Annotated in this window: 18 protein-coding genes and 1 riboswitch; of the genes, 9 read left to right on the top strand and 9 right to left on the bottom strand. The window is 61.4% G+C overall.

Annotation, left to right across the window (positions count from 1 at the left end):
- Positions 1-92 precede the first annotated feature (92 nt).
- The 3 genes from AC1DON_RS10480 to AC1DON_RS10470 all read left to right on the top strand — a co-directional run bounded on the left by AC1DON_RS10480 (position 93) and on the right by AC1DON_RS10470 (position 3,269).
- Positions 93-665 carry a TetR/AcrR family transcriptional regulator gene (locus AC1DON_RS10480; RefSeq protein ID WP_476934746.1) on the top strand — a complete coding sequence of 191 codons (573 nt, stop codon included), beginning with the start codon at positions 93-95 and terminating at the stop codon, positions 663-665.
- Positions 666-719: 54 nt separating this feature from the next.
- Complete coding sequence (locus AC1DON_RS10475; RefSeq protein ID WP_476934745.1) at positions 720-1,409, top strand: YoaK family protein; 690 nt, start codon at positions 720-722, stop codon at positions 1,407-1,409.
- Between the two features lie 87 nt (positions 1,410-1,496).
- Positions 1,497-3,269 (top strand): chloride channel protein, encoded by a 1,773-nt coding sequence (locus tag AC1DON_RS10470; protein WP_476934744.1) that lies wholly within the window; start codon positions 1,497-1,499, stop codon positions 3,267-3,269.
- 16 nt (positions 3,270-3,285) lie between these two features.
- On the opposite strand, the gene AC1DON_RS10465 is transcribed toward AC1DON_RS10470, so the two are convergent.
- Positions 3,286-3,903, bottom strand: a complete 618-nt coding sequence (locus tag AC1DON_RS10465) for an SOS response-associated peptidase (RefSeq protein ID WP_476934743.1) — start codon at positions 3,901-3,903, stop codon at positions 3,286-3,288.
- A gap of 4 nt (positions 3,904-3,907) precedes the next feature.
- Positions 3,908-4,492 (bottom strand): uracil-DNA glycosylase family protein, encoded by a 585-nt coding sequence (locus AC1DON_RS10460; protein ID WP_476934742.1) that lies wholly within the window; start codon positions 4,490-4,492, stop codon positions 3,908-3,910.
- Between the two features lie 58 nt (positions 4,493-4,550).
- Between AC1DON_RS10460 and AC1DON_RS10455 the strand changes: the two genes are divergently transcribed.
- Positions 4,551-5,279, top strand: a complete 729-nt coding sequence (locus AC1DON_RS10455; RefSeq protein ID WP_476934741.1) for a hypothetical protein — start codon at positions 4,551-4,553, stop codon at positions 5,277-5,279.
- Here the strand turns inward: AC1DON_RS10455 and AC1DON_RS10450 are convergent.
- The 7 genes from AC1DON_RS10450 to rhmD all read right to left on the bottom strand — a co-directional run bounded on the left by AC1DON_RS10450 (position 5,276) and on the right by rhmD (position 13,834).
- Positions 5,276-6,577, bottom strand: a complete 1,302-nt coding sequence (locus AC1DON_RS10450) for a sugar porter family MFS transporter (RefSeq protein ID WP_476934740.1) — start codon at positions 6,575-6,577, stop codon at positions 5,276-5,278. The two genes, AC1DON_RS10455 and AC1DON_RS10450, sit on opposite strands and share 4 nt — an antisense overlap.
- Before the next feature lie 63 nt (positions 6,578-6,640).
- Positions 6,641-8,971, bottom strand: a complete 2,331-nt coding sequence (gene metE / locus AC1DON_RS10445) for a 5-methyltetrahydropteroyltriglutamate--homocysteine S-methyltransferase (protein WP_476934739.1) — start codon at positions 8,969-8,971, stop codon at positions 6,641-6,643.
- Positions 8,972-9,075: 104 nt separating this feature from the next.
- Positions 9,076-9,283: riboswitch (cobalamin riboswitch) on the bottom strand.
- Positions 9,284-9,364: 81 nt separating this feature from the next.
- Positions 9,365-9,772 (bottom strand): dihydroneopterin aldolase, encoded by a 408-nt coding sequence (gene folB / locus AC1DON_RS10440; protein ID WP_476934738.1) that lies wholly within the window; start codon positions 9,770-9,772, stop codon positions 9,365-9,367.
- Between the two features lie 87 nt (positions 9,773-9,859).
- Complete coding sequence (locus tag AC1DON_RS10435; protein WP_476934737.1) at positions 9,860-10,747, bottom strand: amidohydrolase family protein; 888 nt, start codon at positions 10,745-10,747, stop codon at positions 9,860-9,862.
- A 209-nt stretch (positions 10,748-10,956) separates the two neighbouring features.
- The gene (locus tag AC1DON_RS10430; RefSeq protein WP_476934736.1) at positions 10,957-11,703 is read right to left on the bottom strand and encodes an SDR family NAD(P)-dependent oxidoreductase; all 747 of its coding nucleotides are present in this window, start codon (positions 11,701-11,703) and stop codon (positions 10,957-10,959) included.
- Positions 11,703-12,575: a 2,4-didehydro-3-deoxy-L-rhamnonate hydrolase gene (locus AC1DON_RS10425; RefSeq protein ID WP_476934735.1), complete on the bottom strand. Its 873-nt coding sequence runs from the start codon at positions 12,573-12,575 to the stop codon at positions 11,703-11,705. The genes AC1DON_RS10430 and AC1DON_RS10425 overlap by 1 nt, the downstream gene beginning before the upstream one ends.
- A gap of 62 nt (positions 12,576-12,637) precedes the next feature.
- A complete protein-coding gene (gene rhmD / locus AC1DON_RS10420) occupies positions 12,638-13,834 on the bottom strand; it encodes an L-rhamnonate dehydratase (protein WP_476934734.1) in 1,197 nt (398 codons plus the stop codon).
- Between the two features lie 175 nt (positions 13,835-14,009).
- Here rhmD and AC1DON_RS10415 point away from each other — a divergent pair, with 175 nt between their 5' ends.
- The 5 genes from AC1DON_RS10415 to AC1DON_RS10395 all read left to right on the top strand — a co-directional run bounded on the left by AC1DON_RS10415 (position 14,010) and on the right by AC1DON_RS10395 (position 19,364).
- Positions 14,010-14,819 (top strand): IclR family transcriptional regulator, encoded by an 810-nt coding sequence (locus AC1DON_RS10415; RefSeq protein WP_476934733.1) that lies wholly within the window; start codon positions 14,010-14,012, stop codon positions 14,817-14,819.
- Between the two features lie 18 nt (positions 14,820-14,837).
- The gene (locus tag AC1DON_RS10410) at positions 14,838-15,614 is read left to right on the top strand and encodes an SDR family NAD(P)-dependent oxidoreductase (protein ID WP_476934732.1); all 777 of its coding nucleotides are present in this window, start codon (positions 14,838-14,840) and stop codon (positions 15,612-15,614) included.
- 42 nt (positions 15,615-15,656) lie between these two features.
- Positions 15,657-16,712, top strand: coding sequence for an L-rhamnose/proton symporter RhaT (gene rhaT / locus AC1DON_RS10405; RefSeq protein WP_476934731.1), 1,056 nt, complete (start codon positions 15,657-15,659; stop codon positions 16,710-16,712).
- A gap of 119 nt (positions 16,713-16,831) precedes the next feature.
- A complete protein-coding gene (lldD, locus tag AC1DON_RS10400; protein ID WP_476934730.1) occupies positions 16,832-17,971 on the top strand; it encodes an FMN-dependent L-lactate dehydrogenase LldD in 1,140 nt (379 codons plus the stop codon).
- A complete protein-coding gene (locus AC1DON_RS10395) occupies positions 17,961-19,364 on the top strand; it encodes a rhamnogalacturonidase (protein WP_476934729.1) in 1,404 nt (467 codons plus the stop codon). The genes lldD and AC1DON_RS10395 overlap by 11 nt, the downstream gene beginning before the upstream one ends.
- The last annotated feature ends 60 nt before the right edge of the window (positions 19,365-19,424 follow it).

Here is a 19,424-nt window from a genome sequence, read left to right as displayed (position 1 = left end):
AAGACTTTGTTGGAACTCGGGCGCCGCGTGGGCTTGAGCCAGCCTTGCCCTTGCCGATCCGCAAGCGGATCGGAGTTGCGCGGAGCGAAGCTATGGACAAACCCTTGCCCCGTCAGGATGTGAAGAAGCAGGAGATACTGGATCAGGCCCAGCGTCTGTTCTGGTGCAGCGGTTTTCACGCCACCGGCGTCGATACCGTCCTGGCCGATACCGGCATTTCCAAGCGCACCCTCTACAAATATTTTCCGTCGAAAGAGCACCTGATCGAGGCCGTCCTGGATCAATATGCTGCGGCGGTCGAAGGTGGCCTGTTCGCGCCGGCCTTTGCGCGCAGTGCCGATCCGCGTGAGCAGATACTAGCCCTGTTCGATGTGCGCCGTGAGGCGATGGAGTGCAGCGCCTTCCAGGGCTGCCTGGCGATCAAGGCCGGCCAGGAATATGTCGGCAAGCACGCCGGCATCGAGGCGCGCAGCCGGGACTCGTCGCTCTATATTGAGGCGCGTTTCGTCGACCTGTGTCGCGCGGCCGGACTTAAGGATGCCGAAGAGGTCGGCCGCCAGGTCAATCTTCTGTTCCAGGGCGCGGTCATGACTGCCCAAATGCGCCGCGAGACGGACGTTTTCGACGCAGCCAAGGCCAGCGTACGGCGGCTGCTAGAGCTGTAGATCCATAAATTTCCCATGCCTTGCCGATAAAAAACGCAAGGCTAAGATCGTCCGATGACGGATCATAGACCTCACGAGACATTGCCGGTTGCGGCCCTTTTGATCCTGGCGGCCGGGCAGCTCGATGCCTACACCTACGTCGCGCATGGCGGCGTGTTTGCCAATGCCATGACCGGCAACATCGTCTTCATGACGGTGCGGTTCACCGACGGCGACTGGCACAGGGCCATCCCGTTTATCGGTCCGCTTGTCGCCTATGTACTGGGTGTGATGATGGCCGCCTGCCTGAAGCGACCGCCCTTGCGCCACCTGCTGCCGCATCCGGCGGAGTCCGCCCTGGCGCTGGAAATCGCCTTTCTTATCATTGTCGCCTTCCTGCCGAACAGCGTGCCCGACATGTTGATCGTGTCAGGTATTGCCTTTGTCGCAGCACTTCAGGCTACGGCCTTTACTCGCATCGAATCCTTCGATTTCACCTCCGTGACGATCAGCAGCAATCTGCGCCGTTTTGCCGAAGGCTTCATGGCGTCAGTGGTCTTCGACGAGGACGGCAAACCGCGGCGGCAATGGCGGTTCTTTCTCACCATCGTCCTGTGCTTTATCGCCGGCGCCTTGATGGGCGCATTTGCCTCGGCGTGGTGGCGGGAACAGGCGGTCTGGCTACCTGTCGTCACGCTCAGCATCGCCTTCGCGCTTTGTCTGTCCTGGCGCAAACATCTGTCGTCCGTCCGGCCGGAACATTGATATGCCAGGACTGGTGATAAGGCTTTTCAATAGTCGCATACCGGCTTACCTTGACACACGCGAGTCCGTTCGCAGAGTGCGCCTGTCATGCCGTTTCAAAGCGATGCCATCATAGGGAAAGCCGTTGGCCGGCCGGTCCTGCGCGGCATTGCCTGGCTGAGGCGCGAGATCCAGACCAGCCCCATGTGGTTCATCGTGCTGGCGGCGATCGTTGGCCTGTTCGCCGGCGCATCGGCAGCGGTGATGGGGCACATTTCGCACGCCGTCCAGGTCCTGCTTTACGGCTTCTCTCCCGATCTCCGTTTGAGTGAATTGCCGGCGCTGGAACCGTGGCGGCTGTTGGCCCTGCCGTTGGGCGGCGCAGTGCTGGGCGTAACGCGCGTGATCTTCTCCAAGCGCCGCGCGCCGATCGATGCCGTCGAAGCCAACGCCCTGCATGGGGGGCGCATCCCGGCGCGCGATACCGGCGTAGTGTCGTTGCAAACCCTGATCTCCAACGGCTTTGGCGCTTCGGTTGGTCTTGAAGCAGCCTACGCCCAGATGGGCGGGGGCATTGCTTCCAAGATCGGCCAGTGGCTGGACCTGAAGCGGGCCAATCTGCGTACGCTCGTGGGGGCCGGTGCGGGTTCGGCGATAGGCGCTGCGTTCGGGGCGCCATTGGCCGGCAGCTTCTATGCCTTTGAAATCGTGCTCGGTGGCTACACGGCCTCGGCCCTGGCGCCCGTGGCGGCGGCCTCGCTGACCGCCGTGGTCGCGGCGACCCTGCTCGATATCGAGCCCTTCGTCATTGCTTCGACTATCGGCCGGGAGATTCCGCTCAGCAGCTACCTGCTCTATGCGCTGCTTGGTGTTCTGTGCGCCGGCGTCGGCATTGTCATCGTCCGCGCGGTCGCCAGCGCCGAGACACTGGTGCGCAAGCTGCCGATCGGCGAGATCTGGCGGCCGTTCGTCGGAGGGATATGCCTGATGCCCCTGGCCTGGATGATGCCGCAGATCCTGTCGTCCGGCCACGGCGCCATGCATCTCTATCTTGATCACCAGACCTTGATCGTGACCCTGATGACGGTGTTCGCGCTCAAGCTGCTCGCTTCGATCCTGTCCCTGGCGTTTGGATTCCGCGGGGGCTTGTTCTTCGCTTCGCTATTCCTGGGCTCGCTGCTGGGGGCGTCGTTCGCGCAACTGATCAATGCCGTCTATCCGGCGGCTGGCCTCGACACCACCAATGCCGCCCTGGTCGGCATGGCGGCGCTGGCCGTGGCCATAGTCGGCGGGCCGATGTGCCTGTCGCTGATGGTGCTTGAAGTGACGCACGACTTCGCCCTGACGGCGGCGGTGGTGACGGCGTGTCTGTGTTCGAGCGCCATTGTCCGTGAGCGTTTCGGCTATTCGTTCTCGACCTGGCGGCTGCACCTGCGAGGTGAGGCGGTGCGGACGGCGCGCGATATCGGCTGGATGCGCGCGATGACCGCCCGAACGCTCATGCGCAAGAACCACACGACGCTGAAGGCTGCAAGCACGGTGGGCGACCTGCGCAAGAAGGTGCCCCTGGGCTCGACAAGCCGCGTACTGCTGGTCGATACGGCCGGTGATTATCGCGGCATTGTCCAGACTGCCGAGGCCTATGCCGACACCTACGCGCCCGATGTGCCCTTGTCGCATCTGGCCAAGCAGACCGACGTCTACGTCCGGCCGGACATGGATATCTCCGCGATCCTGCGGGTATTCTCGCACTTCAGCGTCGATGATCTGGCTGTGGTCGATGACCACCACAAGCTATTGGGCTTCGTGTCGGAGAAGTATGTCAACCGTCGCTATGTCGAAGAGCTGGAACAGTCGCAACGCGAGTTCTTCGGGGAGTAGGCCCCGCCCACGATCGTTAAAACAGGCTCAGTGTTTGACCGCTTTTACCCTCATCAATTCGTGTCAGCCGGAGCGGCGTAGATGCCGTGAGATTCACCGGTCGCATCCGCATCCAGTCTTCCCAATGATCCGGCCCAATCACAACCGGTTCGCGCGTATGGATGGCCGACATGTCCGCGCCCGCCGCCCGCGTCAGCAGGCTGAAGCTGAACACCTCGCCCTCTAAAACGTCTGCCTGGTCCCAGATGCCGGCAAAGGCCAGGGGCTGATTATCGGCGCGGGTGATCCGCCACTTAACGCGATCGCTTTTCGGGCCCGACCACTCAAAGAAGGCTTTGGCCGGCACGACGCAGCGCCGATACCGCCACGCGCCCTTGAAGGTGGCCTTGCTGGCGACCTCCTCGATACGGGCGTTAAAGGTCGTGGCTGTCCAGTCGCGGATCGACTTACGGTACCACAGCGGCACCAGCCCGAAACGCATCGTCGCCATCTCGATGCCGCCATGATCCGGATTGGCAATGATGCAGGATGCCCCAAGCGTCGGCTTGACGATCTGAGTTTCCGCAGGGCCTTCCAGCCGCATCTCGTCCATCAGCTTGTTGGCAAAGATCTGGGCTTCGAACTGTCCACACATGGTCTTACTCCGCCAGAATCGTTTGTACGCGTCCGCGCATGGCCGGCACGATTTCCGCTTCGAACCACGGATTGCGGCTGAGCCAGATACCGTTGCGCGGGCTAGGATGGACGAGGGGCAGCAGGCCGTCTTGCACATAGTCCTGCCACGCGCACACGGTTTCGCCAAGCGTCGCTTTGCGCCTGTCGCCAAGATACCGCGCCTGGGCGTGGGCGCCGATCAGCAGCGTCAAGCGAATGCAAGAGAGCGTGCCTAAAACACGGTCGTGCCACAGCGGCGCGCATTCCGGCCGGGGCGGATTGTCGCCGCCCGATCCGCGTCCCGGATAGCAGAAGCCCATGGGCACAATGGCGAATACCGCCGGATCGTAGAAGGTGTCGGGCGTCACGCCCAGCCAGTCGCGCAGGCGTTTGCCCGACACATCATCCCACGGAATGCCGGACGCATGGACCTTGGTGCCAGGCGCCTGGCCGACGATCAGGACACGGGCGCGCGGATCAATGCGCACCACAGGACGTGGCCCAAGCGGCAGATGCGCTTCGCATAACCGGCAGGCGGTAATTTCGGAGAGAAGGGTAGGGATGGTCACGGATTGGCTGGCGAGCCCTTACTATGGTAGACAGCATATGGGAACGAAGGGGGACAACATGAAGCGCGACGCTTGGATTTTTGCCGGCCTTGTTACGGTCACCGTCGCGGGCGTGGTCTGGCTATTGGTATCTAAGACGATCGAAATCGAGGTGACGCTTCCCGAGCCTGTGTCATCGGCCTCGGCGCCTTCTTCTTCTTCTTCTTCTGCTGCTTCGAAGATGAAGTCATTTCCGCCCACCAGTGCGTCTGCATCTTCGCCCGTACCCCCGCCCAAGCCGGTATTGCCCCCGCCGAACCTCTATACCTCGAAGGACGGGGTACAGGTTCGTGACAGAGTCATCAACCTGACCGGCTATTACTTTCCGGAAACCGAGGTGCGTTCAGGCAAGTTCCAGCTGGAGTGGCTGGCGTTCGGGACAGAAGAGGAAATGGTGGCGCTTGAACAGAGGGGGCAAATCCTCCCGACCTATACTCCCATGATGGTCGTGTTCGCCGATATGACCAGCGATGAAATCGAGGGTGAACTGGGTCCTTACCGCAAGAACTCGCCTCGTGCCTTCTGCAAGACCTATCGCATTACGCGTGCCGCGCTCCACCTTGAATGCAAAGACCCTCAGGTCGGCAAGGTTGTCTTTTCCGGAAAAATCGATCGGGCTTTTGCCGCCGGGCAATCCAACGACAACACATACGTTGACGGCACTGACCATGCCGTCATTACCGGTGACCTGACCGTCGGCGGCCATGTGTTTCCCAAGGTCAGTTTCCGCTATTGGGTGGGCGACTAAATCCGCTTTTCCATCTCTTCCAGTTCCACGCCCTTGGTTTCGGGGAAAATCTTTGCTACCACGACCAGTTGGATAAGGGTGCAGATCGCAAAGAAGACAAACGGCAGGGCCTGGGTCTTGGCGGCGATGACCGGAAAGGCCGCCGCGATCAGGGCATTCATGATCCAGTGGGTGGCGCTGCCGAGGCTCTGACCGGTGGCGCGCACCGGCGTCGGGAAGATTTCGGCCAGATAGACCCAGATCACCGCGCCCTGGCTGAAGGCGAACGACACGATAAACAGGAGCAGCATCCACAGCAGGAAGTGTTGTCCCTGGCCGGTCGCCATGATGACTGCGACACCCGCCAGCGCCACGCTCACACCGGCCGCACCGGCGACCAACAGGGTCTTGCGGCCGAGCTTGTCGATAAAGCTCATGCCGATGACGGTGGCGGTCAGGTTGGCGCCGCCGACGGCAATCGACTGCCAGTCGGCCGACAGCCGGTCGAAGCCCGCCGCCGCGAAGATGTCGTTGAGATAGTAGAGGATGGCGTTGATGCCGGTCAGTTGGTTGAACATGGCCAGCAGGATGGCGAAGATTATTGGCTTCTTGTGCTGCGCCCACGACAGCCTGGCTGAGGTCTTGGCGTCGGCAGCAGTGAATTCCGCGACGGCCGCCGAGGCATCGGCGACGCCTAGCTGGGTCAGGCTGGCAACGGCCTCTTCGATGCGGTTCTTGGCGGCCAGCCAGCGTGCGCTTTGCGGAATGGCGAAGAGCAGGATCAGGAAAAGGGAGGAGGGGGCTGCGGCGATGCCGAGCTTCCAGCGCCATACATCGTCGCCGCCGATCAGCGACGCGACGGCGAAGTTGCTGACATAGGCCATCAGGATGCCGAAGACGATGTTGAACTGAAACAGCCCGACCAATGCGCCGCGCCGGTTTGCCGGCACGATCTCGGCGATATAGACCGGCGCCAGGACGGAGGATCCGCCGACCGCCAGGCCCAGGACGAAGCGTGAGATGACAAAGGTGTTGAGATCGGGCGCCAGTGCGCAACCGAGCGATGACACGACATACATCAGGCCGATGATGCGTAAGGCATCGCGGCCGCCAATGGCGTCGCCCAGCCGCCCCATGAACAGGGCGCCGACAAAGGTCCCCCACAGCGCCACCGATACCGCCCAGCCTAACCCTTGCGCATCGAGTGCAAAGACGGTGCGGAGCGAATCGGTGACGCCGGAAATGACGGCGGTATCGAAGCCGAACAGGAGTCCGGCCAGGGACGCAATCGTAACGCTCTTAAGGTTGACCTGAGCCATATGTTTCTTCCCGTGCTTATTTCTTATATTTGGAAGAAGTATTCGGCTCAGATCGCCCTAAAGTCAAATCGCGGGTTCTCGCAAAGCGCGCGCGGCCTCCACCATGTTGACGAGCGCCGGTTTGACCTCGTCCCATTTGCGGGTTTTCAGGCCGCAGTCAGGATTGATCCATAGCTGCACGTCGTCCAGCCGCTGGCGCGCCAGCGACATCAGTTCCACCATTTCGCTGACGTCCGGCACACGCGGGCTGTGGATGTCGTAGACGCCAGGCCCGATCTCGTTCGGATACTTTTTCGACTTGAAGACGTCGAGCAGTTCCATTTTCGAGCGCGAGGTCTCGATGGAAATGACGTCGGCGTCGAGCGCCGCGATCGAATCCATGATGTCGTTGAATTCCGAGTAGCACATGTGGGTGTGGATCTGGGTTTCGTCGGCGACACCTGAAGCGGTGAGGCGGAACGCGTCCCCCGACCAATCGAGATAGTGCTGCCAGTCGCGGCGGCGCAGGGGCAGGCCTTCGCGCAGTGCGGCTTCGTCGATCTGGATCATCTTGGCGCCGGCGGCTTCCAGGTCCTCAACCTCGTCGCGGATGGCGAGCGCAATCTGGCGGCAGCTTTCCGAACGCGGTTGGTCGTCACGGACGAACGACCAGTTGAGGATGGTCACGGGACCAGTCAGCATGCCCTTTACCGGCCTGTCCGTCAGGGATTGCGCATATTTCCACCATTCCACCGTCATGGCCCTGGGGCGCGACACGTCGCCGAACAGGACCGGCGGGCGGACATAGCGCGAGCCATAGGATTGCACCCAGCCGTGCTTGGTGAAGGTGAAGCCCGACAGCTGCTCGCCGAAGTATTGCACCATGTCGTTGCGTTCGAATTCGCCGTGCACCAGCACGTCGAGCCCGACCTCTTCCTGCCAGCGGATGGCGCGCTCGGTTTCTTCGCGCAGGAAGATTTCATAGCTGGCATCGTCGATCTGGCCCTTGGCGTGGGAAGAGCGCGCCTGGCGGACCTCAGCTGTCTGCGGGAAGGAACCGATGGTCGTCGTCGGGAAGGCCGGCAGGTTGAAGCGCTGACGCTGGACGGCGGCGCGGGCGGCAAAGGCGCTCTTGCGTTGGGTGTGCTCAGCTGTGACAGCCTTCAGGCGGTTGTCGACGGCGCGGTCGTGGACCTTGCGGGAGTTCCTGCGCGCGGCGGCGGCCGAGGTCGATTGGTCGAGCGTGTCCCGCACGCTTTGGCGTCCTTCGGCCAGGGCCTTCGACAGGGTGTTGAGTTCGCTCATCTTCTGGACCGAGAAGGCCAGCCACGAACGGACATCGCCATCGAGCGCGTCTTCCTGGTCGAGGTCGATCGGCGTATGTAGCAGCGAGCACGACGGCGCCAATTGGAAACGCCCTGCGCCATGAGCAGCGATGACGGGTTCCAGCGCGTCGAGGATTTTCGCGAGGTCGGCGCGCCAGATGTTGCGGCCGTCGATGACGCCCAACGACAGGACGAGGTCTTTTGGCGCCTTGGCGAGGACGGGTGCCAACTGCTCGGGGGCGCGGACGAGGTCGATATGCAGTCCGGCGACGGGCAGGGCGACGGCGACATCGAGGTTTTCCTCCAAGGCGCCGAAATAGCTGGCGACGAGGATTTTCAAACCCGGTACGTCGCGGGCAAAGGCGGCATAGGCCTTTTGCAGCGCGGCCGCGGTGGCGACATTGCCGTCGAGCACAAGGGCGGGCTCATCGATCTGGACCCACTCGGCACCGGCGTTCTTAAGACCCTTCAGAATCTGGACATAGACCGGGATCAACTGATCAATTAGCGACAGTGGATTAAAGCCTTCCGGCCCCTTGCCGAGACGCAGGAAGGTCACCGGCCCGACCAGGACCGGACGCGTATTGTGGCCCAGTGCCCTGGCTTCGAGGAACTCATCGACCGGCTTGAAGGATTTCAGGCTGAAGGTCTGATCGGCCGTGAATTCCGGCACCATGTAGTGGTAATTGGTGTCGAACCACTTGGTCATTTCCTGGGCAGGGACGCCATGACCGGAATGGTGGACGTGGCCGTGCGCGCAGGTTTCGGCGTGGCCTTTCTGCGATCCTCTGGCCATGGTGAAATAGGTGTCGAGATCGGCCTTATCGCCGTAAATGGCCGGGATGGCACCGACCATCAGCGACGTATCGAGCACGTGGTCGTAGAGCGAGAAGTCGTTCGACGGAATCATATCGACGCCGTGCGCTTCCTGACGCGCCCAGTTGAGCGCCCGCAGGCGCTTGGCTTCGGCCAGCAAGGCTGCCTGATCGGACTTGCCCGACCAATAGCTTTCGAGCGCGAATTTCAGTTCGCGCTTCAGGCCGATGCGCGGTGTCCCCAGTGCAGCGACTGGAAATTGTGATTTTGACACGATGGTCCCCGTAGGATGATCGGCCGGGGAGCACGGACACACGTCAACGGTCGCGCCCCGGAAATGAGGCGCGTGAGAACGCACGCCCGTGGCCCTCCGCCCGGGATGGATATTTGTCTGCGGCAGGTCTCCTGGCTTACGGGTCATAGCGTCTATCCGCCTTCTCAGGAGGAACCGTGTCAGGGTTCCGCCCAATGGCATTATGGATATTGGCTCACCGCTCACAGTTGCGGGGGCAGCGCCGGTCTTGAACCGGCTTCCCTCTTAGCTCTCCGCCAAGCGACGGACAGAACCACGGACACGATAGTGATAGGTTATGCGTTACTGCCCGTCAAGCATCATATAAAGATATCTTTATATGATTATATGTATGTGTTTATCGCATGAGGCCGGTCATATCAGATCCTCCAGATGGAGTGCGGCGAGGCCGGCTTTATTCCGGCGGCGGGTCAAGGTGATGCCGACATCGGCGAAGCGTCCACCGATCGGAGCATGGGGCTTGTGAACGGTTACCTTGACAATCTCGATCGCCTCAAAGCGCGTGAGCAGGGTGGTCGTCAGGTGTGAGGCCAGGGTTTCGATCAGCGACCACGGCTTGCCGGTAATGATGGCGCTGACGCACTCGTGCAACTGTTTGTAACAGACCGTGGCGTCTATCCGATCCGACGTGACAGCGGCCATGGTGTCGAGCCACCAATCGACGTCAACGACGAAAAGCTGTCCGTCGCGGCGCTCGAAGTCGAGGACACCGTGATGCCCGTGGGCTTCGATACCGTGCAGGAAGACGTGATCTAAGGTCATGCATGGACCTTAGACCTCAAAATATCGAGTCGTCAATAATGATATAAAGATATCTTTATATCATTATGTGGTGCGGGCATTTCCTCTTCAAATTCGATAGATGCGTTCCGCGGTGGTAGCGAACAGGGCGGCGCGATCGGACGCGCTGAAGCCGGCAGTGATGTCGTCATAGGCGCGCAAGGCGTACGAATAGGAATTGAACAGCTTGTCGGTCGGGAAGTCGCTGGCAAAGGCGCAGCGCTCCGGGCCGAAGCGATCGATGGTTTCTAGCACCGGGCCGCGCATCGACTGTGCTGTCCAGCCACGATCGACAAAGCCAAGGCCGGAAATCTTAACGGCGGCGTGCGGCAGTTCGGCCAGCTTGCTCATGCCTTCCCGCCACTGCGTCAGGTCGGCGTCGACCGGCATGCCCATATGGTTGAGGATGACCGGCGTGTCGGGGTGTTGTTTGGCCAGTTCATAGGCCTGGATCAGCTGGCCGGGATAGATCTGCAGGTCGAAGGACAGCTTGTAACGTGACAGCAACGTATACCCGCGCGCAAATGCCGGGTCGTCCAGCAGGTTGCGCGGCGTATAGGTGCGCTTCGGGTTTTCGTGCCAGTTGATGATGTGGCGGATGCCGCGGACATTGCGGCTTTCGACGTGCTGGGCCAGCAGTGGCTCGACGTCCGGATCATTCAGTGCGGCAAAGGCGACGATGGCGTTGGGAAAGCCCGTCTCATCGGCAAGCGATTGCAGCCAGCGCGTTTCGTTGAGGGCGTCAGACGCGGCCGCGCCGGCGTCGATATGGACGACCTTGTCGATCTTGAAACCTTCAGCGTCGGCAAAGTAGTCGCTGAGGACATAGTCTTTCGCGATCGGCTCGACGCTGCCGTTCGGGCCATCATCAGAAAAGGGTGGGGTCAGCCAGGCATAGGACAGACGGTTCAGTTGCCACAGATGGATGTGAGCATCGACAAAGCGCTGGATAGCCATGGGGTTTCCTCTTTTTCTTCCCTGGATAGTGGAAGGCCGGAAGAGGGGATCGGCGTTTTGGGTGACGTGTTTTTGCCCCTCACCCGGCCCGATGGGCCACCCTCTCCCTGCAAGCAGGGAGAGGGGACTTGTTTAGCAGGTCGTCCGGCCGCCACAGCCCTCAAGCAGCGAAGCGGTAGGGCGAACAAAAAATGTCTGGTGGACGACGACTAATAAGTCGTCCGTCCTCCAGACGTGTCGAACACAGAGGCCGTCGTAAACGAGCACTCTTCCGACGCCATGAAGGTGACCATGGTCGCCGATTCATCGACAACGCCCAGACGGCCCATCGGGATCTTGGAGCGCATATAGTCGACCTGGCTTTGCGGCAGTTGCGCCAGGATCGGCGACTCGAAGGTCGCCGGCGTCAGCGCATTGACGATGACGCCCTTGGTCGCCAGTTCCTTGCCCAGCGACTTGGTGAAACCGATCACGCCCGCCTTCGATGCCGAATAGGCCGAGGCGTTCGGATTGCCTTCCTTGCCGGCGACGCTGGCAACGTTAACGATCCGGCCATAGCCGTTTTCCAGCATGTACGGGATAATCTCACGGTTGCAGTAGAACAGGCCGTTGAGATTGATATCCATGACCTTCAGCCACGAATCGACCGGGAACTCCCACACCGGCACGGTGGCGCCGGTGATGCCCGCCGAAGCGATCAGGATGTCGATCTTGCCGAGGATCTCTGCCGACGTTTTGGCAGCGGCAGTGACCTCTTCAATCTTCGACACGTCCAGCGCCACAAAACCGGTGGCGCCGACGTCGCTGGCTGCGGCTTCCACCGCCTCGGCGTTCAGGTCCCACAGGACGACCTCGCCACCTTCGGCGATGATGCGCGCGGCCGCAGCCTTGCCCAGTCCACCTGCGCCGCCGGTGATGACGGCGCAGCGATTATCAAAACGACCTGCGTAAGCCATTAGCCCAGGATCTCCTGGCCTTCGAGGCTGAACGGCACCACGGTCTGGCGCTGTTCGCCCAGCTTCGAAATACCGAGATGCATGGTGTCGCCGGCATTCAGGTAGATCGGGTTCGGCTTCTTGCCTTCGCCGACGCCCGGAGGCGTGCCGGTGATGACCAGGTCACCCGGTTGCAGGGTGATGAAGCGCGAAATGTAGCTGATACAGTGCGCGACGTTGAAGATCAGCGTCTTGGTGTTGCCGGTCTGCATGCGCTGACCATTGACGTCCAGGAACATGTCGAGGTTATGGACATCGCCGACTTCGTCGGGCGTGACCAGCCACGGGCCGGTCGGAGCAAACGTGTCGCAGCCCTTGCCCTTGACCCACTGTGTGCCGCGTTCCTTCTGGAAGGCACGTTCCGACACGTCGTTGACCAGCACGTAGCCGGCAACGTGGCTGAGGGCTTCGGATTCTTCGACATAGCGGCAGGTCTTGCCGATGATCAGGCCCAGCTCGACTTCCCAGTCCATCTTGGTCGCGTCGCGCGGCTTCATGACCTCATCGTTCGGGCCGGTCAGTGAGGTGACGGCCTTGGTGAAGAAGATCGGCTCGGGCGGAACCGGCAGGTTCGATTCGGCAGCGTGATCGGCATAGTTCAGGCCGACGGCGATGATCTTGCCGATATTGTTGACCGGCACGCCATAACGCGGCTGGCCTTCGACGACCGGCAGGGCGCTGATGTCAGTGGCGGTCAGCTTGGCCAGCTGCGACAGACGCACGGTATCCGGCGTCAGGTCGGAGACGACGCCCGACAGGTCACGGATGCGGCCGTCGCTGTCGACGACGCCTGGCTTTTCCTGGCCCTTGGGGCCAAAACGGCAGAACTTCATGGGGAGGGTCCTTTGGATAGTGCTGCACCGGAGGCGACAGGCGCTTCCGGTGCAGAAAATGATTAGTGCGTGTACGGGCGGTGAAGCTTCACGTCGGGGTTCAGTTCCACACCGAAGCCCGGCTTGTCCAGCTTGTTAACGTTCAACCGGCCATTTTCCGGCACCGGTTCCCCCAGCAGCTGCGGGTGGAACATGGGTGCTACGTGATCGGCCTTGGGCGCCATCATCAGGAATTCGGCAAACGGCGAATTGTGACGGGTGATGACGAAGTGATACGAATAGACCGATGAGCCATGCGGCACGACCATGACGCCGCGCGTGTCGGCCAGGGCCGAGATCTTGAGCAGCTCAGTCACGCCGCCGCACCAGCCGACATCGGGCTGGATGATGTCGCAGCACTCCATTTCCAGCAGCATGCGGAAGCCCCAGCGCGTCGCTTCGTGCTCGCCGGTGGTGACCAGCATGCCGGGGGGCACATTCTTCTTCAGTTGCTGATAGCCCCAGTAGTCGTCCGGCGAAATAGCCTCTTCGATCCATTTCAGGCCGTACTCATGGCACTTGTGCGCCAGCTTCGTCGCATAGTTGACGTCGAGCGCCATCCAGCAGTCGTACATCAGCCAGAAGTCTTCGCCGCACTTGGACCGCATGTCGGCGATCAGTTCGACATTCTTCTTCAGGCCTTCATCGCCTTCGATCGGACCGTGATAGAGCGGCAGCTTGCCGCCGATAAAGCCCATCTGCTTGGCTAGGTCGGGACGGGCGCCGGTGGCGTAGAATTGCAGCTCGTTGCGCACCGCGCCGCCCAGCAGCTGATGCACAGGTTCCTGACGCAGCTTGCCCATCAGGTCCCACAGTGCGAGATCGACTCCCGAGATTGCGTTCACAACCAGGCCCTTGCGGCCATAATATTGCGAGCCGAAGTACATCTGGTCCCAGATTTTCTCGTACTCGAACGGGTTGCGGCCTTCCAGGAAGCGCGCGAAGTGCTTTTCCACCATATAGGCCGCCGGTTCGCCGCCGGTCGTCACCGCGAAACCCGTGGTGCCGTCTTCGCATTCGATTTCAACGACCAGGGTGCCCAGAACGTTGATGCCAAAGGACTTTCGGCTTTGGCGATATTCAGGATAGCGGCCCATCGAGGTGGCGATGTGGTTGTCGATCCAGTGGCCTTCGCCCTGATCGTGATAGTCGGCGCCACCGCCGCCTTCGCCTCCCTTGATAACAGACGCTCTGACTTCTCTGATCTTGGGATTTTTCATGACGGGCCTTACGGTCTTTATGACTTCGAATGATCGATAGTGATTGGTATTTTGATTGTCAATGATCTAAATTCGTTATATAGCCTGATTATACGGCGAATCCACGCCGTAAATTACGCGAAATCGCAATTTCGCGCAAAGATTAATCCCAAATTTCGGACCTTCGTCGCGTATAATGGCAATCAGACAATCGGCCCTGCATCCACTGCGGCGCACCGCCGGGGAAGGTTCCCTTGCCGGGGCGCAAACCCTGTTGCGCGGCCTCGACATTATCAAGGCCGTATCTCAAACCGGCATGAACCTGCCGCAGCTGTCAGAAGCTGTAGGCCTTACGCGGTCGACGACGCACCGTCTGGCCGCGACCCTGGTCGAGCAGCGCTTTCTGAACTTTACGCCGCGCGTCGGTTATAGCCTGGGGCCAAAGCTGCTGGAGCTCGGCCATCTTGCGGCGCGCCAGATCAGCCTGCCGCGCTTGGCGCACGATCATCTGGTCCATCTGGCGCAACAGTCGGGCGACACGGTCCATCTCGGCATCCTCGATGGCGACCGCGCGCTCTACTTAGATAAGGTCACCGGCCGCCGCCGCATCGAAATCAGCTCGCATATCGGTGAGCGCCAGCCGCTGCGCTCGACCGGCCTCGGCAAGGCGCTGCTGCTAGACGAACCCGACAGCGCGCTGCGCGAAATCTATGCGCGTGAAGCGCCCGACTGGCCGAACTATGGCGTCAGTGAAGCCATCTGGATGGAGCGCATGCGCCACTACCGCCAAGCCGGCTATGCCTTCGATCTCGAAGAAAACGAAGACCGCATCCGCTGCGTCGCGGCGCCCATACGCGATGCTGCGGGGACCATTATCGGCTCGATCAGCGTATCGAGCGCAGCCCAATATATGGACGATGCCCGCATGAACGGGCTCGCCACTCAGGTACTCGATACCGCACACGCGATTTCCGCCGAATTCGGCTGGACCAAGACAACAGACTAAAAAGGGAAGACGGAAACCATGCTGCTCGAAGGACAGAAGGTATTGATCACGGGGGCGTCGCGCGGCATCGGCCGGGCGACGGCGATCGAATGCGCAAAGCATGGCGCCGATGTCGCGCTCAACGTCTTTAATGACGATGAGATGGCGCAGTCGCTGGTCAGGGAGATCGAAGCGCTAGGCCGCAAGGCGGTGGTATTTGATGGCGATGTCGCCGACCCGGCGTCGGCGCCGGCCTTTGTCGCGGCTGCGGTCGCGGGCCTGGGCCGAGTCGATGCCTTTGTCTCGAACGCGGGCATCTGCCCGTTCCACAGCTTCCTCGACATGCCGCAGGATGTGTTTTCGCGCACGCTGAACGTCAACTATACCGGCGCCTATTTCATGTGCCAGGCCGCAGCCCAGCAGATGGTCAGGCAGGGCAAGGACGCTCAGGGCCGCGGCGGCGCGATTATCGCCATTTCGTCGATTTCGGCGCTGGTTGGAGGGGAACTGCAAACCCACTACACGCCGACCAAGGCCGGGGTGCACTCGCTGATGCAGTCGACGGCGATTGCACTGGGTAAGCACGGCATCCGCTGCAACTCCGTCATGCCCGGCACTGTCGCCACCGACATCAACAAGGACGACCTCGCCGACCCGGCCAAGCGCGCCTACATGGAAACGCGCATCCCGCTTGGCCGCCTGGGCCGTCCGGATGATATCGCCAAGGTCGTCGTCTTCCTGGCTTCGGACCTGTCGGGTTACGTCACGGGCGCTTCGGTTCTCACGGACGGCGGCTTGTTTGTGAATCTGCAATAGATCTGTAACCTGAGCACATAACAAAATAGAGGGGAGGACAGAATGACACCTAATCCGTTGATCGGCGTACTGTTTCACTGGCTGGGGGGCCTCGCTTCGGCCAGCTTCTACGTGCCCTATAAGCGCATCCGCCTGTGGTCGTGGGAAATCTTCTGGCTGACCGGCGGCATCTTTTCCTGGGTGTTCGCACCCTGGCTGTTCGCCTCGATCCAGACCAAGGACCTTTTGGGGGTTCTGGGCTCCGCTTCGCCTGACGTGCTGTGGGCCTGTATCGGCTGCGGGGCGCTTTGGGGCATGGGCGGCCTGACCTTTGGTCTCACCATGCGCTATCTCGGCCTCAGCCTCGGCATGGCTGTTGCACTCGGCCTGACGACGGTCATCGGTACGCTTGGGCCACCGCTGTTCAATGGCACATTAGGTGATGTCGCCTCCAAACCCGGCGCCGTCTATACCTTTATCGGCATCGCCGTCGTGCTCATCGCCATCGTCGTTGTCGCCATGGCAGGTCATCGCAAGGAGATCGAACTGCCCGGCGAAAAGGAAGGTTTGAGCGAATTCAACCTCTCCAAAGGCCTGCTTGTCGCGGTTTTCTGCGGCGTCATGTCCTCCTTCTTTGCCTTCGGTCTTGAGCGCGGCACGCCGATCAAGGACGCCAGCCTGGCCGCTGGCACCGGCCCGCTGTGGGCCGGCCTGCCGGTGCTGTGCGTGGTGCTGATCGGTGGCTTCCTGACCAACCTGATCTGGTCCGGCTATCTGATCATCAAGAACAAGAGTGCCGGCGAGTGGGTAGGCCGAGCCAAGGAGCCAGGCACGAAGATCCCGCTGCTGCTCAACTATGGTCTTGCAGCGCTGGGCGGCACGCTGTGGTACTTCCAGTTCTTCTTCTACACCATGGGCGAAAGCCAGATGGGCGCCTACGGCTTCTCGTCGTGGACACTGCACATGGCCTCGATCATCCTGTTCTCGACGCTCTGGGGCTTCGCGCTCAAGGAGTGGAAGGGGACGTCGGTCAAGACCAAGGCCTTTGTGTGGACAGGTATCCTGGCCCTGGTGGCGTCCACCGTCATCATCGGCTATGGCAATATGCTGGCGGGCTAATCCCTATTTCTCCTCCCTGTCGCGAAGCGATGGGGAGGGGGACCGCCAGCATAGCGCAGCGGTGGAGGGGATGCCTCTGTCCGTAGTACCCCCTCCGGCCTATACAAGTTACGACCCAAATGATCATTGCCTCCCCGACTGACTATCGCGAAGCCGCCCGGCGCAAGTTGCCGCCCTTCCTGTTCCACTATCTCGACGGTGGTTCCGGCGCGGAGCAGACGCTGAGCGCCAATGTCGCCGACCTGAACAAGGTGGCCCTGCGCCAGCGCGTGCTGAAGGGCTCCGAGACGCTCGATCTGAGCACCGAATGGTTTGGGCAAAAATATAACCTGCCGATCTGCCTGGCACCGGTCGGCCTGACCGGCATGTACGCCCGGCGCGGCGAGGTCCAGGCAGCCAAGGCGGCCACGGGTAAGAACATCCCCTTCATTCAGTCGACCGTCTCGGTCTGCTCGCTGAAGGAAGTCGCCAGCCAGGTCAACAAGCCGATCTGGTTCCAGCTCTATGTGCTGAAAGATCGCGGCTTCATGCGCGATGTCCTGCAACGCGCTAAGGACCTCGGCGCAGCTGCGCTGGTCTTCACCGTCGACATGCCGGTTCCGGGCTCGCGCTATCGCGATCCGCATGCGGGCATGAGCGGTCCCAATGCGGAAATCCGCCGCATGATCCAGGCGGTCATGCACCCGGAATGGGCCTGGGATGTCGGTCTGCACGGCACGCCACACGACCTTGGCAATATCTCGACCTATCTGGGCAAGGCGACGGGCCTGGCCGACTATATCGGCTGGCTGGGCAATAATTTCGACCCGGGCATTTCGTGGAAGGACCTGCAATGGATCCGCGACGAATGGAACGGCCCGATGATCATCAAGGGCATTCTCGACGTCGAGGACGCCCGTGACGCCAAAAGCTTCGGCGCTGACGGCATCGTCGTGTCGAACCACGGCGGCCGTCAACTCGACGGCGCCCTGTCGTCGGCGCGCGCCTTGCCGGCCATTGCTGCGGCAGTGAAAGGCGACCTGACCCTCTTTGCCGATGGCGGCGTGCGCACCGGCCTTGATGTCATGCGTATGCTGGCGCTCGGCGCCGATGGCGTGCTCCTGGGCCGCGCTTTTGTCTATGCGCTGGCAACGGCTGGCCAGAAGGGCGTCGAGAACCTGCTGGCCCTGCTGGAAAAGGACATGCGCACGACCATGGTGCTGACTGGCACCCAGTCCCTGCGCGAAGTCGATTCCTCGATCCTCGCCGATGCTCGCTGATATCCGCGATTTCGGCGCGACGGGAAATGGCACGGTCGATACCGATGCCATTCGCGCCGCCATCGCCGCTTCCGACAAGATCATCTTTCCAGCCGGCCGGTATTTGAGCTTCTCTGTGCCTCTGCGCAGCGGCGTCCATATCCACCTGGCCGAAGGCTGCGTCTGGGAAGCCGCCGATCCGGCCATCCACGGCGGCGTCTACGACGAAGCCGAACCCAATCCGCACGATCTGTGGCAGGACTTCGGCCACAGCCATTGGCGCAACAGCCTGATTTCGGCTGTCGATGTCGAGAACATCCGCATAGATGGCCCGGGCCTGATCGACGGGCGCGGTTTGACCCGCGAAGGGCCGGGCTCGCGTTGGCGCAAGCAGGCGGGCGAGTTTCCGCTCAGTATGCGCCACCTGTCGGCCGAGGAAATGGCTATCCTGTCGCCTGAGGTCTCGGCCATGGCGGGGCTTGGCAACAAGACGATTGGGCTGTGCCGGGCACGCAATGTCACTTTGCGCGACTTCACTATCCTCAACGGTGGCCACTTTGCCGTGCTGGCGACCGGCGTCGACGACCTGACGATCGAGAACCTGTTTATCGACACCAATCGCGACGGGCTGGATATCGATGGCTGCCGACGCGTGACGGTGCGCGGCTGCAAGGTCAACACGCCCAATGACGACGCGATTGTGCTGAAGGCCGGGCATTCCTTAGGTCAGCCGCATCCGACCGAGGATGTGCTGATCGCCGACTGTTTCGTCAGTGGCTTTGACGAGGGCACGCTTTACGATGGTACGCGCGGCCGCACCCAGCAGCTTGCGCCCGATCAGGATCGCGTCACGGGCCGTATCAAGCTAGGCACCGAATCGGCTGGCGATTTCCGCCGCATCCGTATCTACGATTGCACCTTTGAACGTTCACGCGGCTTGGCGATCGAAACCGTCGATGGCGGCACCATCGAGGACGTTGTGGCCGAGCGCCTGACGCTCAACGAAATCACCACGGCGCCGGTCTTCCTGCGCGTCGGTGCCCGCCTGCGCGCGCCCGAAGGCGCGACACCAGGAGCCATCCGCAATGTCACCATCCGCGATGTGACGGCCGAGGGCATCTTGGCCGACTACAGTGCCCTGATCATGGGCCTGCCCGGCCACGAAATCGAAAACGTGCGGCTGGAAAACATCCACCTCAGCTATGCCGGCGGCGGCACTGACGAAGACGCCGTGCGCGATCCCGGTGACCTCCCTGAATCCTACCCCGAACCTTCGATGTTCGGCCGCACACCGGCATACGGCCTCTGGACGCGACATGTGCGCGGATTGTCGCTGTATAATGTCGAGATGACGACAGTGACACCAGATGTGCGCCCTGTGGTCGTTCATCAGAACACAAGCTTCAAGGACTAAGCGCAGATTGTTCGTGTTCGTTCGTGCGGTTCGTGATTTTAAGATTTGACCACGAACCAC

The sequence above is a fragment of the Asticcacaulis sp. P4_H10 genome (genome assembly GCF_056400965.1).
The sequence above is the reverse complement of the archived record's forward strand: the minus strand, read 5'-3'. Positions and strand labels throughout refer to the sequence as shown.

Coding starts and splice junctions, on each gene's coding strand:
- folB (WP_476934738.1), bottom strand. CDS start 9,772: ATGACCTTAGATCACGTCTTCCTGCACGGTATCGAAGCCCACGGGCAT.
- AC1DON_RS10480 (WP_476934746.1), top strand. CDS start 93: ATGGACAAACCCTTGCCCCGTCAGGATGTGAAGAAGCAGGAGATACTG.
- AC1DON_RS10395 (WP_476934729.1), top strand. CDS start 17,961: ATGCTCGCTGATATCCGCGATTTCGGCGCGACGGGAAATGGCACGGTC.
- rhmD (WP_476934734.1), bottom strand. CDS start 13,834: ATGAAAAATCCCAAGATCAGAGAAGTCAGAGCGTCTGTTATCAAGGGA.
- AC1DON_RS10425 (WP_476934735.1), bottom strand. CDS start 12,575: ATGAAGTTCTGCCGTTTTGGCCCCAAGGGCCAGGAAAAGCCAGGCGTC.
- AC1DON_RS10430 (WP_476934736.1), bottom strand. CDS start 11,703: ATGGCTTACGCAGGTCGTTTTGATAATCGCTGCGCCGTCATCACCGGC.
- AC1DON_RS10410 (WP_476934732.1), top strand. CDS start 14,838: ATGCTGCTCGAAGGACAGAAGGTATTGATCACGGGGGCGTCGCGCGGC.
- AC1DON_RS10455 (WP_476934741.1), top strand. CDS start 4,551: ATGAAGCGCGACGCTTGGATTTTTGCCGGCCTTGTTACGGTCACCGTC.
- AC1DON_RS10415 (WP_476934733.1), top strand. CDS start 14,010: ATGGCAATCAGACAATCGGCCCTGCATCCACTGCGGCGCACCGCCGGG.
- AC1DON_RS10465 (WP_476934743.1), bottom strand. CDS start 3,903: ATGTGTGGACAGTTCGAAGCCCAGATCTTTGCCAACAAGCTGATGGAC.
- lldD (WP_476934730.1), top strand. CDS start 16,832: ATGATCATTGCCTCCCCGACTGACTATCGCGAAGCCGCCCGGCGCAAG.
- AC1DON_RS10450 (WP_476934740.1), bottom strand. CDS start 6,577: ATGGCTCAGGTCAACCTTAAGAGCGTTACGATTGCGTCCCTGGCCGGA.
- AC1DON_RS10475 (WP_476934745.1), top strand. CDS start 720: ATGACGGATCATAGACCTCACGAGACATTGCCGGTTGCGGCCCTTTTG.
- AC1DON_RS10470 (WP_476934744.1), top strand. CDS start 1,497: ATGCCGTTTCAAAGCGATGCCATCATAGGGAAAGCCGTTGGCCGGCCG.
- rhaT (WP_476934731.1), top strand. CDS start 15,657: ATGACACCTAATCCGTTGATCGGCGTACTGTTTCACTGGCTGGGGGGC.
- AC1DON_RS10435 (WP_476934737.1), bottom strand. CDS start 10,747: ATGGCTATCCAGCGCTTTGTCGATGCTCACATCCATCTGTGGCAACTG.